The organism is Actinoplanes awajinensis subsp. mycoplanecinus, assembly GCF_001509495.1.
In the GTDB taxonomy this organism is placed as follows: domain Bacteria; phylum Actinomycetota; class Actinomycetes; order Mycobacteriales; family Micromonosporaceae; genus Actinoplanes; species Actinoplanes palleronii.
Genome location: NZ_LLZH01000167.1, coordinates 144,798 through 158,261 on the forward strand (window position 1 = coordinate 144,798; position 13,464 = coordinate 158,261).

A 13,464-nucleotide genomic window follows, 5' to 3' on the forward strand; every position below is an offset into this window, starting at 1 on the left:
AATGGTCCCTCTCCCGGGTGACCTCCGTCCGGTGGGCGTCATCGGAACGGTCCCGCCGCGTTCACCGGCCTGCCTGTAGGTTGACTGGTGTGACCGCTGAGGCGCAGGAGGCGAACCGTCCGTGGGACGGTCGCCGGCTGCTGCGGTTCCTCACCAGCCTGGCGATGCTGGCCCTGGCCGTCACCCTGCAGCTGCCCGCCGCCACCGTCACCACAGCGGCTGAGGCCGCTCCGGCGGCGGTCGTGGTGGCCGAGGTCGCCGTCGCCCCCGTGGAGCAGGAGCGTGTCGACCCGCTCCCGCCGGTCGACGCACTTGTTGTCCCGGCTCCGGTTCCGGCGCCGGTTGTACTGACCGGCATCGTCCCGGTCACCGGCGATCCCCGGGGCCCCCCGACCCGCTGACCCTCCCGGTCCGGACGTGACCTGTCCGCCGTACGTCGGCCTGTCGATTTTTCGCTTTTCTGGGGGTGTTCCGTGGATACCGCATTCCTGAATTCCGTCCCGCAAGCCGTCGGGATCTGGCTGATCATCGTGCTGCTCCTCGCCGTCGCCGCGGCGACCGTGTCGGTGCCACGCCTGCTCACCGAGCCGACCCCGGCGGTGACCGACCGGGAGAAGTACGCCACCGAGGTCGCGCTCGCCGCCGGTCGCGCGGCCGGCACCGCTGCCCGGCGGCGCGCCGAGTGGGAGGCCGCCCAGGTCGCGGTCGACGAGGCCTGGAGCGCGTACGAGAAAGCCGACCAGATCACCCGGCGGATCGCCGCCGCCGGGGCGTACCCGGTGATGAGCCGCCGCCGCAAGCCCGGCGAGAACGTCGACCGGCAGCGCTACCTGCACCGCGCCGCCAGCGCCCTGTGCCGCAGTCACGACCTCTCCATCGACCAGCTCAACGACGTCTTCGCGCACCGCGGCTGGAATCCGCGGCTGCACCCGATCCAGCAGGAGGCGGTGCTCACCCAGGCGGTCCGGGCCCACCGGCTGGAGGACTACCTCGCCGCGGTGGAGGAGGAGCGGTCGGCCTGGCGTGGCGCCGAGGCCGCCGCCGACGCGCTGAGCAGCCTGCGGGCCGAGGCGATGGCCGCACCGCTGCTCGTGGACGTCCCGGAGCCGGTCGACCAGCAGTGGTGGGCCGAGCAATGGACGACGACCGAACTCCCGGCAGCGGCCTGATGTCCATCCTGGAGCGGGTTCACGTTCCGGGGCGGACTGTCGCACCGGCCCGGTAACGTTGCCTGCGCGGCGGGACGGCGAGGAGGAGATGGTGGCGGTGACACCGGCGGAGACGGCCCAGGCAGTGGCCCGGATGCATCGGGCGGCCCTGGTCGAGGACGCCGTGCACGAGGTCATCGAGCGGAGTCTGCGCAACCGGGGCTGGAAGCCGTACATCACGGCCTATACCGGCTACGGCGCGCCCGGCTGGGCCCGGGTGATGGGCCGGGTGCTGCTCTCCCGGCCCCGCCTGGTCCGCAAGCGGCGGGAGAAGGTGCGCGGCTGGCGCAGCTTCACCACCACCCCGGTCAGCGGCGCGGTGGTGCGCATCGAGGTCGGCGGCGTCGTCACCGAGACCCGGACGGACCGTAGTGGGTATGTCGACTGCCGGGTCAAGGGCGACCTCGAACCGGGCTGGGCCAGCGTCCGGCTCAGCTGTGACGGCGCCACCCCGGTGGACGCGCCGATCCGGGTGATCGACCCGGCCGTCACGGTCGGCCTGATCTCCGACATCGACGACACCGTGATGGTCACCACACTGCCCCGGCCGCTGCTCGCCGCGTGGAACACGTTTGTCCTCGACGAGCACGCCCGCGCCGCGGTGCCCGGCATGGCGGTGCTCTACGAGCGGCTGATCAACGCGAACCCCGGCGCCCCGGTGATCTATCTCTCCACCGGCGCGTGGAACGTCGCTCCCGCGCTCACCCGGTTCCTCAGCCGGCACCTCTACCCGGCCGGCCCGATCCTGCTCACCGACTGGGGCCCGACCCCGGACCGCTGGTTCCGCAGCGGGCAGGAGCACAAGCGCACCTCGCTGCGCCGGCTCGCCGAGGAGTTCCCGTCGGTGAAGTGGCTGCTGGTCGGCGACGACGGCCAGCACGACCAGGAGATCTACTCCGAGTTCGCCCGCGAGCACCCGGAAAATGTCGCGGCCGTGGCGATCCGCCGGCTCTCACCCACCCAGGCGGTGCTGGCCGGTGCGATCCCCGGCCCGACCGAGACTCCGGAGGCGGTGCCGTCCGGTGGCAAGACATGGTTCTCCGCCCCGGACGGCGCCGGCCTCTGGTCCCTTCTGCGCGACACCGACCTCGCCGAATGAGTTCCTACTCGGGCTTCTCCGGCGAGGGCGACGGTGTCGTCGCGGCCTCGGCCACCCGGTCGTGCAACCGCGCCCGGATCTCGTCCGCGGAGTACGCCCGGCGCTTGCGTTCCGCCCGGGCGATCACCGCCCCGGTCGCCGCGACTCCCGCCAGCCCCGCCAGTCCCGCTACCTTCCACCACCGCATCAGCTGAGAATAGACACCGTGGTTGCCGACATCAGCCTCGACGAGGCCATTGAACTGACCCGCACGGGTGACATCTGGATCTTCCGGGGTCGTTCCGGTCCGGATCGAGCCATTCAGACCCTCACCAACAGCCCGGTCAACCATGTCGGGATGTCCTTGGTGATCGAGGACATGCCACCCCTGATGTGGCATGCCGAGCTGGGCCGGTCCCTGCCCGACATGTGGTCCGGGACCTTCCAGCGCGGCGTCCAGCTGCACGATCTCCGCGACGCGGTCACCGTCTGGGCCCGCCGCTACGGCCAGCGCGGCTGGCTCCGCCAACTCGAACCCGGCGTTACCCGGGCCATGGAGGACAAAGCACTCAAAACAGTCGCCCGTCTGGACGGCACCCCGTTCCCGTCCACCTCCCAGCTCGCCATGCGCTGGGTCCGTGGCCGGGTGCCCCAGATCCGCCCGCCGTGGAAGCCCTCCGAGTCCTCCGACGCGACACTGGAGCGGGCATACTGCGCCGAGGTCGTCGCGGTCACCTACGAGGACATGGGCCTGCTCCCGCACAACCGCAAAGCCAACTGGTACGACCCGGGCCGCTTCTGGTCCGGCGACGAACTCGAACTCAACGCCGGCTTCACCCTCAGCGACGAGATCGCGGTCCGGGTCCCGGACGCCTGACCCCGGGAGGCCGCCCGGCCCAGGCCTCTCAAGGCCCCCGCGCCCCACCAGGCGGCCTCCCTCAAGCTCTTTCCGGTACGCCCGGAAGCCCACCCACCCCCAGAGCCACCCAGCAGCCACGGAGGCCGGCCCAGCCTGCCCCGGGGCGCCTGGGCTCCCCAGAGCCAGCTCGGCTGGCCCTGGCGGCCCTCAACAGGTGCGGATTACGGCCCTCAGAGCCAGCGCGGTGTGCCCGGCTGGCCCTGGCGGCCCTTAACGGGTGCGGATTACGGCCCTCAGAGCCAGCTCGGTGTGTCCGGCTGGCTCTGAGGGCCGTTATCGGGGGCGATTATGGCGCTCAGGGCCAGCTTGGTGTGTCCGGCTGGTGCTGGTGGTGGTATCGGCGGCCGGGATACCACCCTGAGCGCCAGCCGGGGCGCGTGGTGGGCTGCTGCCGCCCTGGGCGCGGGACATTGCGTGGCTCATGACGTACCAGAGGATGGGCGCAGCCCGCGACAACCCCGAGCGGACCATCTGCCGGGACCGGACGACCACCTCTCGGGACGGTCGTGCCCGGCGACGAGCGGCGAGCGGCGTGGCGGACCGCAACCAACCGGCACCTCGCCTGGCCGGCCAAGCCGGGACGGGCCGCCTGGCGGGGCCGGGCCGTCTGCCGGGACCGGGTCGCCTGCCGGGACCGGTCGCCCACCTGGTGGGAACGGTCGGTCGGTTGGTGAAACGCCACTGGGAGCGCGGCCCGACAGGCCGGCGCTCCCAGTGAACACGTGCGTTGTGCGGATCAGCGGCCCGCGCGGCGACCCCCGGATCGGGACGAGAACGCGGCAGCGCCGCCACCGCCCGCGGCCGGGCGTGGTGCCGGTGTGCCGGAGCGGGTGGAGCGCGGCGTGCCGGAAGCGGATCGCCCACCGGTAGCACCGCCCCGCGGCGTGCCGGAACCGGCACGCTGACCGCCACCGTCACCGGTGGTGGACGTGTGCCGGCGTGCGGAACCGGACTTGTCGCCGGTCGCCGCCGGTGCGCCGCCCGATCCGCGCCGTCCGCCGGCCGAACCGCCGGTCGACTGGGACGGGCCGGCCGGACGCCGGCGCCGGGAGGCGGAGCGACCGCCGGCCGCGGAGTCCCCGGTGCTGGTGCCGCCACTGCTGCGGTCCGGCGCCTCGGGTGCCGGCGGCGTGTACGCCACGAACGTCCGCTCACCCGGCGCCAGGTCGGCCAGCAGCGCGTCACCCGGACGCGCCCGCCGCGTGATCGGCTTGATGCCGGCCTTGCGGGTCAGGTCCCGTACGTCGGCCTGCTGGTCGTCGGTCATCAGCGTGATCACCGTGCCGCGCGCACCGGCCCGTGCGGTGCGGCCGGAGCGGTGCAGGTACGCCTTGTGCTCCACCGGCGGGTCCGCGTGGATCACCAGCAGCACGTCGTCGACGTGGATGCCGCGAGCCGCGATGTCGGTGGCCACCAGGGTGGCCGCGCTGCCGTCGGAGAACGCCGACAGGTTGCGGTTCCGGGCGTTCTGCGCCAGGTTGCCGTGCAGTTCGACGGCCGGCACCCCGGCCGAGATCAGCTGCTTGGTGAGCACCTTCGCCCGGCGCTTGGTCCGGGTGAAGACGACCGACCGGCCGGGCGCGGCGAGCAGGTCGACGAGCACGCCGAACCGGTCGTCCGGGTGCACGTGCAGCACGTGGTGGTCCATCTCGACCGGCGCCTGGGCGGCCGAGTCGACGTGGTGGGTGACCGGCTTGCGCAGGAACTGGCGGACCAGGATGTCGATCCCGTTGTCCAGGGTCGCCGAGAACAGCAGCCGCTGGCCGCCGGCCGGGGTCTGCCCGAGCAGACGCTTGACCACCGGAAGGAAGCCCAGGTCGGCCATGTGGTCGGCCTCGTCGAGCACGGTGATCTCGACAGCGTCCAGCGACGCGTGCCCGTTGCGGATGTGGTCGTCGAGCCGGCCCGGGCAGGCGACCAGGATGTCGACGCCGTTGCGCAGCGCGTTGATCTGCGGGTTCGCTCCGACACCGCCGAAGACGGTCATGGTGCGCAGCCCGGCCGCGTCGGCGAGCGGGCGCACGGCGGCCTCGATCTGTGTGGCCAGTTCCCGGGTGGGCGCCAGGATCAGCGCACGCGGGCGGCCGGGGCGTCGCGGCTTGTTGGCGGCGGCCAGACGGGCCACCACCGGCAATGCGAACGCGTACGTCTTCCCGGATCCGGTTCGCCCTCGTCCGAGCAGGTCACGCCCGGCGAGCGAATCTGGCAGCGTGGCCGCCTGGATCGGGAACGGTGAGGTGATGCCGAGCTCGGCGAGGGCGCCGGACAGAACGGCAGGGACGCCTAGCTCGATGAACGATGTCATTAAGGGGGTAACTCCGTAGGTCAGTTGGAGATCAATCCTACTGGTCACCCGTGGCAACCACTCTGCACCCGGTATCGAACCAGGATGCTCTCAGCCTCGCAGATCTTTTTCCTCAGCGCCGGAACCCCTCTCCGGCTTGTACTGAGGAGACCCCTGATGAACGGTGAGGCACCTGCCGTCGATCGGCGTCGTGAGGACATCGTACGGGCGAACATGCCGCTCGTCGGGCACCTGGTCCGCGAGATGCTGGCGCGGGTCCCCGCCCACGTCAATCGCGACGATCTGCTGTCCGCCGGGTACGCCGCCCTGGTCGCCGCCGCTCGTGGCTTCGACGTGGAGCGCGGCGTCCCCTTCCCGAGGTTCGCCGCGGCCCGGGTACGCGGCGCGCTGTTGGACGAATTGCGCGGGCTGGACTGGGCGAGCCGCTCGGTACGGCAGCGGGCCCGGCGTACCGACGCGGCCCGTGAGGAGCTGATCGCCGAGCTGGGCCGGACCCCCACCGTGCCGGAGCTGGCGGGCCGGCTCGGCTGCACGGTCGAGGACATCGAGAACGCCGAAGGTGACGTACATCGCGCCACGGTGTTCAGCCTTCAGGGCTTCGCGACGGCGACGGCGGACGACATCGTCACCGAGCCGACCGCCGGCCCGGAGGAGATGCTGATCATCCGGGAGCGGCTCGGGTATCTGCGGCACGCCGTGGAGGCTCTGCCGGAGCGGCTGCGCGCGGTGGTCCAGGGCTACTTCTTCGAGGAGCGCCCGATGGCCGAGATCGCCACCGATCTCGGGGTCAGCGAGTCGCGCGTGTCGCAACTGCGCGCCGAGGCGCTGGTCCTGCTGCGGGACGGGATGAACACCCACCTGGACCCGGCGATGGCCGCACAGGACCCACCCAAGGAGGGCTGCGTGGCCCGGCGCCGGGCGGCGTACTACGACCGGATCGCCAGCCGCGGCACGCTGAGCACCCGGCTCGCCCTGACCGGCCCGGACGGACTGCCGGTGGCGGCCTAGACATTCAGCAGGTTGCCGGGGCCCGTCGCGGTTCGCGACGGGCCCCAACCTGTTGATCAAGCGTTCGCGCAGGTGCCGGCCTTCTTCTGCGCCGCGATCGCCTTCACCGCGCCCATCTTGTAGAGCGCCAGGCCCTCCGGGGCCGGCTCCAGCTTCCACGCGTCCGCCTCGTAGACCATGGTGTACGACTGCGCCGCGACCAGCTGCTTCGCGATCACGATGGCCTTGTCGGTGCCCTCCATCCGGGCGCTGGTCAGCTGGATCGCCAGGCCCTTGCGGGAGCACGCGGTGTTGAGCTTGACGTAGTCGTCCTTGCTGATCGCCTGCTTGCCGGCCGAGGTGTACATCTCCCAGGCGCCGGCGAAGTCGCCACCGCTGAACCGGTCGAACACGGTCTGCGCGGCGTTCTTCGCACCGTCGACGGTCTTCTGCTCCGGGCCTCCGGCGGCGGCCGCGGCGGCGTTGCCGGCCGGGTCGTCGTCGTCGGAGCAGGCCGAGGTGACGCCGAGGGTGGCGACGGCGGCGAGAGCGAGGACGGCAAGTCGGCGGTACGGGCGGTTGTTGTCCATGTCCCGGTTAAGCCCGGCACGGGGTTCCGCGTAACGGCCCCGGCGTGTCGATGACGGGTTACGGACACTTGCCGTCGCGGCCGTAACCCCGCGGGCTTCAGCTAGTCTGGTCGTTTGCCGTAAACAGAAAAGGCAACCACAGAAAATGTGGTTGCCAGCGGCCGGAATGATAGCACGAAAAGGGGCGATTTTGTCAAGCTCGAACGCCGACGTCGATTCCGAGCAGGCGTACTTGACCGCGCTCTACCAGCGACTCGATCAATTGCGGGAGCAGGCCGACGGCCGGCTCAAAGCGATCCTGCTGGAGGCCGGTGGCACCCCGCAGGGCCGCACCCAGCGCGAGGCCACCCGCTCCCACTACGCCGAACAGCTCGCCCAGATGAATTCCGTCGAGAACGGGCTCTGTTTCGGGCGGCTGGACTTCTCCGCGGACGTTCCGCGCTACATCGGCCGGATCGGCCTGTTCGCCGAGGACCGTGACCAGGACCCGCTCCTGATCGACTGGCGCGCGGCGGCGGCCCGGCCGTTCTACCTCGCCACCGCGGTCAGCCCGGAGGGCGTCACCCGGCGGCGGCACCTGCGCACCCGCGGCCGGGTGCTCACCGGTGTCGACGACGAGGTGCTCGACATCGAGTCCGGCGACGGGACCGGCCGGGAGGACGTGACCGGCGAGGCCGCGCTGCTCTCCGCGCTCACCGCGAACCGCACCGGCCGGATGCGGGACATCGTCGAGACCATCCAGGCCGAGCAGGACGAGGTGATCCGGTCCGGGCTGGCCGGTGCACTGGTCGTGCAGGGCGGGCCGGGGACCGGCAAGACCGCGGTGGCGCTGCACCGGGCGGCCTACCTGCTCTACACGTACCGGCAGCAGCTGACCCGGTCCGGCGTGCTGATCCTCGGGCCGAACACCACGTTCCTGCGCTACATCTCCCAGGTGCTGCCGTCGCTCGCCGAGACCGGTGTGCTGCTGGCCACGCTCGGCGACATGTTCCCGGGTGTCCGTGCCCGCGCCGTCGAGCCGGGCGCCGTCGCCGCGCTCAAGGGCGACCTCGAGCTGATGCTCCCGGCCCTGGAGAACGCGGTCGCCGACCGGCAGACCGTGCCGGACGACTTCGCCGAGGTCGACCACGACGGGTACCCGCTGCGGATCGACCGTACGGTGCTGGAGGACGCGCGGTCCGCGGCCCGCCGCACCGGCCGCCCGCACAACGTGGCCCGGGCGGTCTTCGTCACCGAGGCGATCCACCAGCTGTCCCAGCAGATCGCCGACCGGATCGGCGCCGACCCGCTGGGCGGTGACAACCTGCTCTCCGAGGCGGATCTCGCCGAGACCCGCCGGGAGCTGCGCGAGGACGTCGACGTCCAGCAGGCGCTGTTCGACTTCTGGCCGGTGCTGACGCCCCGGCAGGTGCTGCGTGACCTGCTCACCGACGCCGGCCGGCTGGAGTCGGCCGGTCTGCCGCCGGCGCTGCTGCGCGACGAGTCGGCCGGCTGGACCCCGGCCGACGTGCCGCTGCTCGACGAGCTGGCCGAGCTGCTCGGGGTCGACGACACGCTCAAGGTCCGTGAGCAGAGCCGGCAGCGCAAGGCCGCCATCGAGTACGCCGAGGGCGTGCTGGAGATCGTCGAGGGCTCCCGGTCGCTGGACTTCGAGGACGTCGAGGAGGAGATCCTCTCCGCCATCGACGTGGTCGACGCGAGCGCGTTCGTGGAACGCCACGAGGTGATCGACACCCGGACCGCGGCGGAGCGGGCGGCGGCCGACCGGACCTGGGTGTTCGGGCACGTGATCGTGGACGAGGCGCAGGAGCTGTCGCCGATGGCCTGGCGGCTGCTGATGCGCCGCTGCCCGAGCCGGTCGATGACCGCGGTCGGTGACGTGGCGCAGACCTCGGAGCTGTCCGGCAGCACGACCTGGGACCAGGTCTTCGAACCGTACGTCGCGCAGCGCTGGCGGCTGGTCGAGCTGAGCGTCAACTACCGGACGCCGGCCGAGGTGATGACGGTCGCCGGTGACATCCTCGCGGCGATCGACCCGGCGCTGAGGCCGCCGCGGTCGGTGCGGTCGGCCGGGGTCACCCCGTGGGCCCGGCGGGTCGCGCCGGAAGGGCTCGCCGAGGAGCTGATCGCGGACGTCCGCAAGGAGGCCGGCGCGGTCGAGCCGGGCCGGGTGGGTGTCCTGGTGCCGGCCCGCCTCGAGTCGTCGCTCGGCGCCGAGCTGGTCGCGGCGGTGCCCGGCGCGGCCGTGGGGGAGCAGCCCGACCTGCTCAACCACGTGGTGCTGATGACCGTGCAGCAGGCCAAGGGCCTGGAGTTCGACTCCGTGCTGGTGGTCTGTCCGGATGAGATCATCGCGGAGAGCCCGCGGGGTCTGTCCGATCTCTACGTCGCGGTGACCCGGGCCACCCAGCGTCTCGGGATCCTGCACACCGGGCCGCTGCCCGGCGTGCTGTCCTCGCTCGGCTGACGGTTCTTCCGGAACCGGCCGCGGCCTCGGACCGCGGCCGGTCCCACAATTTTTCCGGTACGGCCTCAGCCGGCGACCCGGGCCAGGAAGACGTATTCACGGCCGGGCCGGTCCGGGGCCTCACGGACGTCCAGAACGTCGAATCCGGCATCCACCAGCGACGTGGCGATCTCGTCCTCGGAACGGAATCGCAGGGTCGAGTCCGAGGTCAGGATCGTCCCGTCGGCGTGGAAGCGATACTCGTAGTGGAATGTAACGAACGGGAGTTTCACCTCGGTGAGGGAGAAACGGCGTTCCACCGCGCCGACGCCCGCCACGTCCCGGGTCGTGGGAACGTTCACCTCGACCCATTCCTCCCAGCCGCGGAATTCCGGGCGGCGGGACTCGAAGACCAGATGGCCACCGGGACGCGTCACCCGGCGGACGCCGCGCAGCGCGGCGGCCCAGTCGTCGTCGGTGCGGAAGACCTGTGCGACGTTCCCGATCATCAGGGCCAGGTCCACCGGTTCCCGGCCGGCCCACACGCCGGGCAGTTCCGCGGCGCCGGCGTGCAGCCAGGTGACCGAGGAGCTGTCCGGTTTGGCCCGGGCCACCTCCAGCGACGCCGCGGCGGGATCCGCGCCGATCACGGTGCGGCCGGTGCGTGCGAGCCGCAGGGCGGGGGTCCCGGTGCCGCAGCCGATGTCGAGGATGCGCGCGGGATCCAGCGTGCCGACGATCGTCAGATAGGCGTCCAGGTCGGTGCGGCCGCCGTCGAAGGCGTCGTAGATCCCGGCGAGCCGGGGATGGTCGAAGCACGCGTCAGGCATGCCCGGAACCTACGGATATCGGGGCGGTCCCGCCACGAGATAAAAAGCGGGAGTAAAACCGGATGAAACGGAGGGTTCGGCGGGGGAACGCCGAACCCTCCGGGTCGTCAGGCGGCCGTCGCGGTGCGGGCGCCGCGGCCGAGCGAGGTGTGGCCGTGGGCGTTGGTCATCGCCAGGCGGCTGTGCATGGTGGTGTTGCTGGCGATGGTCGCGTAGTAGGACGCGCGGCGGCGGGCCGTGATGCTGTCCGGGTTCTCCGGGATCGGCGCCATCTCCGGGTCGAGGTGGGTGTTCAGGCCGTCGCGGAGCAGCGAGAGCGCCTCGGCGCGCAGCTGGGAGACCCGGGACTCGGTGACGCCCAGGTCCTTGGCGATGTCGGCCATCGGGCGCTCCTGCAGGAAGTACTCGGTGACCACGGTCTGCAGGCGCTCCGGCAGCGAGCTGATCGCGTGGTGCAGGTACCCGATCTGCTCGCGGCGCAGCAGCATCTCCTCCGGGCCCGGGGTGCGCTCGGTGACCAGGTCGTCGGCGCTGCTGGTGGTGAAGCCCTGCAGCGACAGCACGGTGGCGCGCTGCACGTCGGTGTCGGTCTGCTGCAGGTCGGTGGTGGTGGTGCCGAGCGCCTGGGCGAGTTCCTCCGCCGTCGGCGTACGGCCCAGGCTGGTGGTCAGGCTCTGCCGGGTGGTGTCGGTGCTGCGGGCCTTGGACCGCACCGAGCGGGTCGCCCAGTCCAGCGAGCGCAGCTCGTCGAGCAGGCCACCGCGGATCCGGGTGCCGGCGAAGCGGTGGAACGGCACACCGCGCTGCGGGTCCCAGCCGCGGGCGGCGGTGCACAGGGCGTGCAGACCGGCGCTGGTCAGGTCGTCGCGGTGGATGTGGTTCGGAATCCGGCTGAGCATGTCCCGCACCAGGTGGCCGACGAGCGGCATGTGCGTACGGATCAGCTCCTCCTGCTCGCGGGCGGTGAGCACCGGAACGGCGGGCGCGGTGTCGGCGGTGAGGTCGGCAACGGTCGTCACGGTGCTGGTCATGTTGTATCCCCCGGTTGTTGTCGGCGCTCATTGGCTGGAAGAGCACCGGCTGACAGGGAGAAACTTTGACGACGCGGTGGTGCGGGAGCAGGTCACGGACAGTTGCCTCCCGGTTGCTTGAAAACCGGGCCGGTCGTCCGCGTTGCCGGAGCCATCGGCGGCGCACGGACCGGTATGAGACTTTCCCTCCGCCGGTACGGTGTGCCGCATGGAACTGAGCGACAGCGGCACGGCCGTCAACGTCATCGCCGGGGTGCTGATCGCCGCCGGGGTGATCGGCGTGATCCTGCCGGTGATCCCCGGGCTCCTCCTGACCTGGTCCGGGGTGCTGCTCTGGGCGTTCCTGTCGGATGCCGCCCCGGGTGCCCGGTGGACCGTGCTGGCGCTGGCCACGGTGATCGCCGGGGCCGGGATGATCGCCAAGTTCGTCTGGCCGGGCCGCAAGCTCAAGGACAGCGGCGTGCCGGCCTCGACCCTGATGGTCGGCGGGCTGGTCGGCCTGGTCGGGTTCTTCGTGGTGCCGGTGGTCGGCCTGGTGCTCGGCTTCCTGCTCGGTGTGTGGGCCATGGAGGCCGGCCGGCTGGGCGGCGATCAGGCGTGGCCGTCGGCCCGCCGTGCGCTCGCCGCGGTCGGACTGTCCCTGCTCGTCGAGTTCGCCGCGTCACTGGCCATCGCGGTCATCTGGGTCTTCGGCCTGATCCTCGGCTGACCATCCCCGGTCCCAGACCCCGAAACCCGGAGGCCGTAAGCGGAACCCGGAACCCGGGGCGGAACCACGTGCGGGTCCGGGTCTGCGGCAGGCGCGAGGTCCTGGCTGGTTCTCAGGGGTGTCTCCGGGCCCCGGAGACACCCCTGAGAACCAGCCAACCTCCGGTGAGTCAGGCGGTGGTGCGGGAGCGGCGGCGGCGCTGGGCGATCAGCAGCAGGAGCGGGATCGCGGCCAGCACCACGGCCACCGTGCCGGCCACGAGCACCGACAGCCCGCGCGACGTGCCGCCGGCCGGCGCCGCCGCGGCACCGGCCGGGCTGGTGGTGGCCTTCTCCGCGGTCGCGGTCGCGCTGCTCGCCGCCGCGGCCACCTCCGCCGGGGTCACCAGGTGACCCACCGAGGTGCCCTTCGGCTGGGCGAAACCCCAGTCCAGCAGGGCCGCGCCCTGCTGCCAGCCGCGCATCGGGTGGGCCTCGGCGCCGAGCAGGGTGACCACCAGGCGCCGGCCGCCGCGCTGGGCCGCGCCCACGTAGCTGTGCCGGGCGACAGTGGTGAACCCGGTCTTGCCGCCCATCGCCCCCGGGTAGTTGTAGATCAGCTTGTTCTCGTTCTGGAACTGGAACCCGCCGACCTTGCGCGCCTTCTGCGCCGGCATCTGCGCGCTCTTGGTCAGCACGTACTTGCGGAAGTCGGCGTTGGCGAAGCAGACCCGGGCGATCAGCGCGAGATCGTACGAACTGGTGAACTGCCCCTTGCCGTCCAGCCCGGACGGGGTGACCGCGTGCGTCTGGAACGCGCCGATCGCCCGTGCCTTGGCGTTCATCGCGGCGACCGTGGTGGCCACGCCGTCGGCGCCGCCGCCACCGGCCATCCGGGCCAGCGCGTTGGCCGCGTCGTTGCCGGAGTTGAGCAGCAGGCCGAGCCAGAGCGTGGAGATCGGGTAGGTGCCGCCGACCACGATCCCGACCGCCGAGCTGTTCACCTCGATGTCGAGGTCGCTCGGCACCACCTTGATCTTCTGCTTCGGGTCGAGCTTGTCGATCGCGGTCGCCGCGAGCAGTGTCTTCTGCACGCTGGCCGGGGTCTGGTAGACGTGCGGGCCGCACGCGCCGAGCACCTCACCGGTGTCCAGGTCGGCGACGATCCAGGTGGTCGCGGTGACGGCCGGCGGCTGCTTCGCGCCGGTCGGGACGATCAGCCCGTGGGTGGCCAGAGCGTCGCCACCGACCCGGGACGCCACCGGGTCGTCGGCCGGCGGGACCGGGCGCGGCGGTGCGCTGGGCTTGGCGATCTTCGGCTTGGGGCAGGGGATCTCGGCGGCCTGCGCCGGGCTCACCGGCATGGCGACGAGGGCGGCGATC

General features: G+C 72.0%; 13 protein-coding genes. 7 read left to right on the top strand and 6 right to left on the bottom strand.

The features are described 5' to 3' along the window. The first annotated feature begins 89 nt into the window (after nt 1-89). The 3 genes from ADL15_RS19475 (at nt 90) to ADL15_RS19485 (ending at nt 2,307) form a co-directional block, all read left to right on the top strand. Nucleotides 90-401 carry a hypothetical protein gene (locus tag ADL15_RS19475; RefSeq protein ID WP_067692851.1) on the top strand — a complete coding sequence of 104 codons (312 nt, stop codon included), beginning with the start codon at nt 90-92 and terminating at the stop codon, nt 399-401. Nucleotides 402-473: 72 nt separating this feature from the next. Then, a complete protein-coding gene (locus tag ADL15_RS19480) occupies nt 474-1,169 on the top strand; it encodes a hypothetical protein (RefSeq protein ID WP_067692852.1) in 696 nt (231 codons plus the stop codon). A gap of 88 nt (nt 1,170-1,257) precedes the next feature. Next, nucleotides 1,258-2,307 carry an App1 family protein gene (locus ADL15_RS19485; RefSeq protein WP_157441465.1) on the top strand — a complete coding sequence of 350 codons (1,050 nt, stop codon included), beginning with the start codon at nt 1,258-1,260 and terminating at the stop codon, nt 2,305-2,307. 4 nt (nt 2,308-2,311) lie between these two features. Here the strand turns inward: ADL15_RS19485 and ADL15_RS19490 are convergent, their stop codons facing one another. Beyond that, nucleotides 2,312-2,494, bottom strand: a complete 183-nt coding sequence (locus ADL15_RS19490; protein WP_067692854.1) for a hypothetical protein — start codon at nt 2,492-2,494, stop codon at nt 2,312-2,314. An 18-nt stretch (nt 2,495-2,512) separates the two neighbouring features. Here ADL15_RS19490 and ADL15_RS19495 point away from each other — a divergent pair, with 18 nt between their 5' ends. After that, nucleotides 2,513-3,163, top strand: coding sequence for a hypothetical protein (locus ADL15_RS19495; protein ID WP_067692856.1), 651 nt, complete (start codon nt 2,513-2,515; stop codon nt 3,161-3,163). 778 nt (nt 3,164-3,941) lie between these two features. On the opposite strand, the gene ADL15_RS19500 is transcribed toward ADL15_RS19495, so the two are convergent. Beyond that, a complete protein-coding gene (locus ADL15_RS19500) occupies nt 3,942-5,510 on the bottom strand; it encodes a DEAD/DEAH box helicase (RefSeq protein WP_067692859.1) in 1,569 nt (522 codons plus the stop codon). A 156-nt stretch (nt 5,511-5,666) separates the two neighbouring features. Here ADL15_RS19500 and ADL15_RS19505 point away from each other — a divergent pair, with 156 nt between their 5' ends. Beyond that, complete coding sequence (locus ADL15_RS19505; RefSeq protein WP_067692861.1) at nt 5,667-6,518, top strand: sigma-70 family RNA polymerase sigma factor; 852 nt, start codon at nt 5,667-5,669, stop codon at nt 6,516-6,518. Between the two features lie 56 nt (nt 6,519-6,574). Here the strand turns inward: ADL15_RS19505 and ADL15_RS19510 are convergent, their stop codons facing one another. After that, nucleotides 6,575-7,087, bottom strand: a complete 513-nt coding sequence (locus ADL15_RS19510; protein ID WP_067692863.1) for a hypothetical protein — start codon at nt 7,085-7,087, stop codon at nt 6,575-6,577. 166 nt (nt 7,088-7,253) lie between these two features. Here ADL15_RS19510 and ADL15_RS19515 point away from each other — a divergent pair, with 166 nt between their 5' ends. Further along, complete coding sequence (locus ADL15_RS19515) at nt 7,254-9,554, top strand: HelD family protein (RefSeq protein ID WP_067692870.1); 2,301 nt, start codon at nt 7,254-7,256, stop codon at nt 9,552-9,554. 65 nt (nt 9,555-9,619) lie between these two features. Here ADL15_RS19515 and ADL15_RS19520 read toward each other — a convergent pair whose 3' ends face one another. Then, complete coding sequence (locus ADL15_RS19520; protein ID WP_067692874.1) at nt 9,620-10,363, bottom strand: class I SAM-dependent methyltransferase; 744 nt, start codon at nt 10,361-10,363, stop codon at nt 9,620-9,622. A 107-nt stretch (nt 10,364-10,470) separates the two neighbouring features. Beyond that, a complete protein-coding gene (locus tag ADL15_RS19525; protein ID WP_067692882.1) occupies nt 10,471-11,394 on the bottom strand; it encodes a sigma-70 family RNA polymerase sigma factor in 924 nt (307 codons plus the stop codon). Between the two features lie 208 nt (nt 11,395-11,602). On the opposite strand from ADL15_RS19525, the gene ADL15_RS19530 reads away from it, so the two are divergent. Then, entirely contained in the window at nt 11,603-12,103 is a 501-nt protein-coding gene (locus ADL15_RS19530) for a DUF456 domain-containing protein (RefSeq protein WP_067692885.1), read from the top strand. A 169-nt stretch (nt 12,104-12,272) separates the two neighbouring features. Here the strand turns inward: ADL15_RS19530 and ADL15_RS19535 are convergent, their stop codons facing one another. After that, nucleotides 12,273-13,445: a D-alanyl-D-alanine carboxypeptidase family protein gene (locus ADL15_RS19535; RefSeq protein ID WP_083971471.1), complete on the bottom strand. Its 1,173-nt coding sequence runs from the start codon at nt 13,443-13,445 to the stop codon at nt 12,273-12,275. Nucleotides 13,446-13,464 lie beyond the last annotated feature (19 nt).

Coding starts and splice junctions, on each gene's coding strand:
- ADL15_RS19530 (WP_067692885.1), top strand. CDS start 11,603: ATGGAACTGAGCGACAGCGGCACGGCCGTCAACGTCATCGCCGGGGTG.
- ADL15_RS19500 (WP_067692859.1), bottom strand. CDS start 5,510: ATGACATCGTTCATCGAGCTAGGCGTCCCTGCCGTTCTGTCCGGCGCC.
- ADL15_RS19490 (WP_067692854.1), bottom strand. CDS start 2,494: ATGCGGTGGTGGAAGGTAGCGGGACTGGCGGGGCTGGCGGGAGTCGCG.
- ADL15_RS19520 (WP_067692874.1), bottom strand. CDS start 10,363: ATGCCTGACGCGTGCTTCGACCATCCCCGGCTCGCCGGGATCTACGAC.
- ADL15_RS19515 (WP_067692870.1), top strand. CDS start 7,254: ATGATAGCACGAAAAGGGGCGATTTTGTCAAGCTCGAACGCCGACGTC.
- ADL15_RS19510 (WP_067692863.1), bottom strand. CDS start 7,087: ATGGACAACAACCGCCCGTACCGCCGACTTGCCGTCCTCGCTCTCGCC.
- ADL15_RS19525 (WP_067692882.1), bottom strand. CDS start 11,394: ATGACCAGCACCGTGACGACCGTTGCCGACCTCACCGCCGACACCGCG.
- ADL15_RS19505 (WP_067692861.1), top strand. CDS start 5,667: ATGAACGGTGAGGCACCTGCCGTCGATCGGCGTCGTGAGGACATCGTA.
- ADL15_RS19535 (WP_083971471.1), bottom strand. CDS start 13,445: ATGCCGGTGAGCCCGGCGCAGGCCGCCGAGATCCCCTGCCCCAAGCCG.
- ADL15_RS19485 (WP_157441465.1), top strand. CDS start 1,258: ATGGTGGCGGTGACACCGGCGGAGACGGCCCAGGCAGTGGCCCGGATG.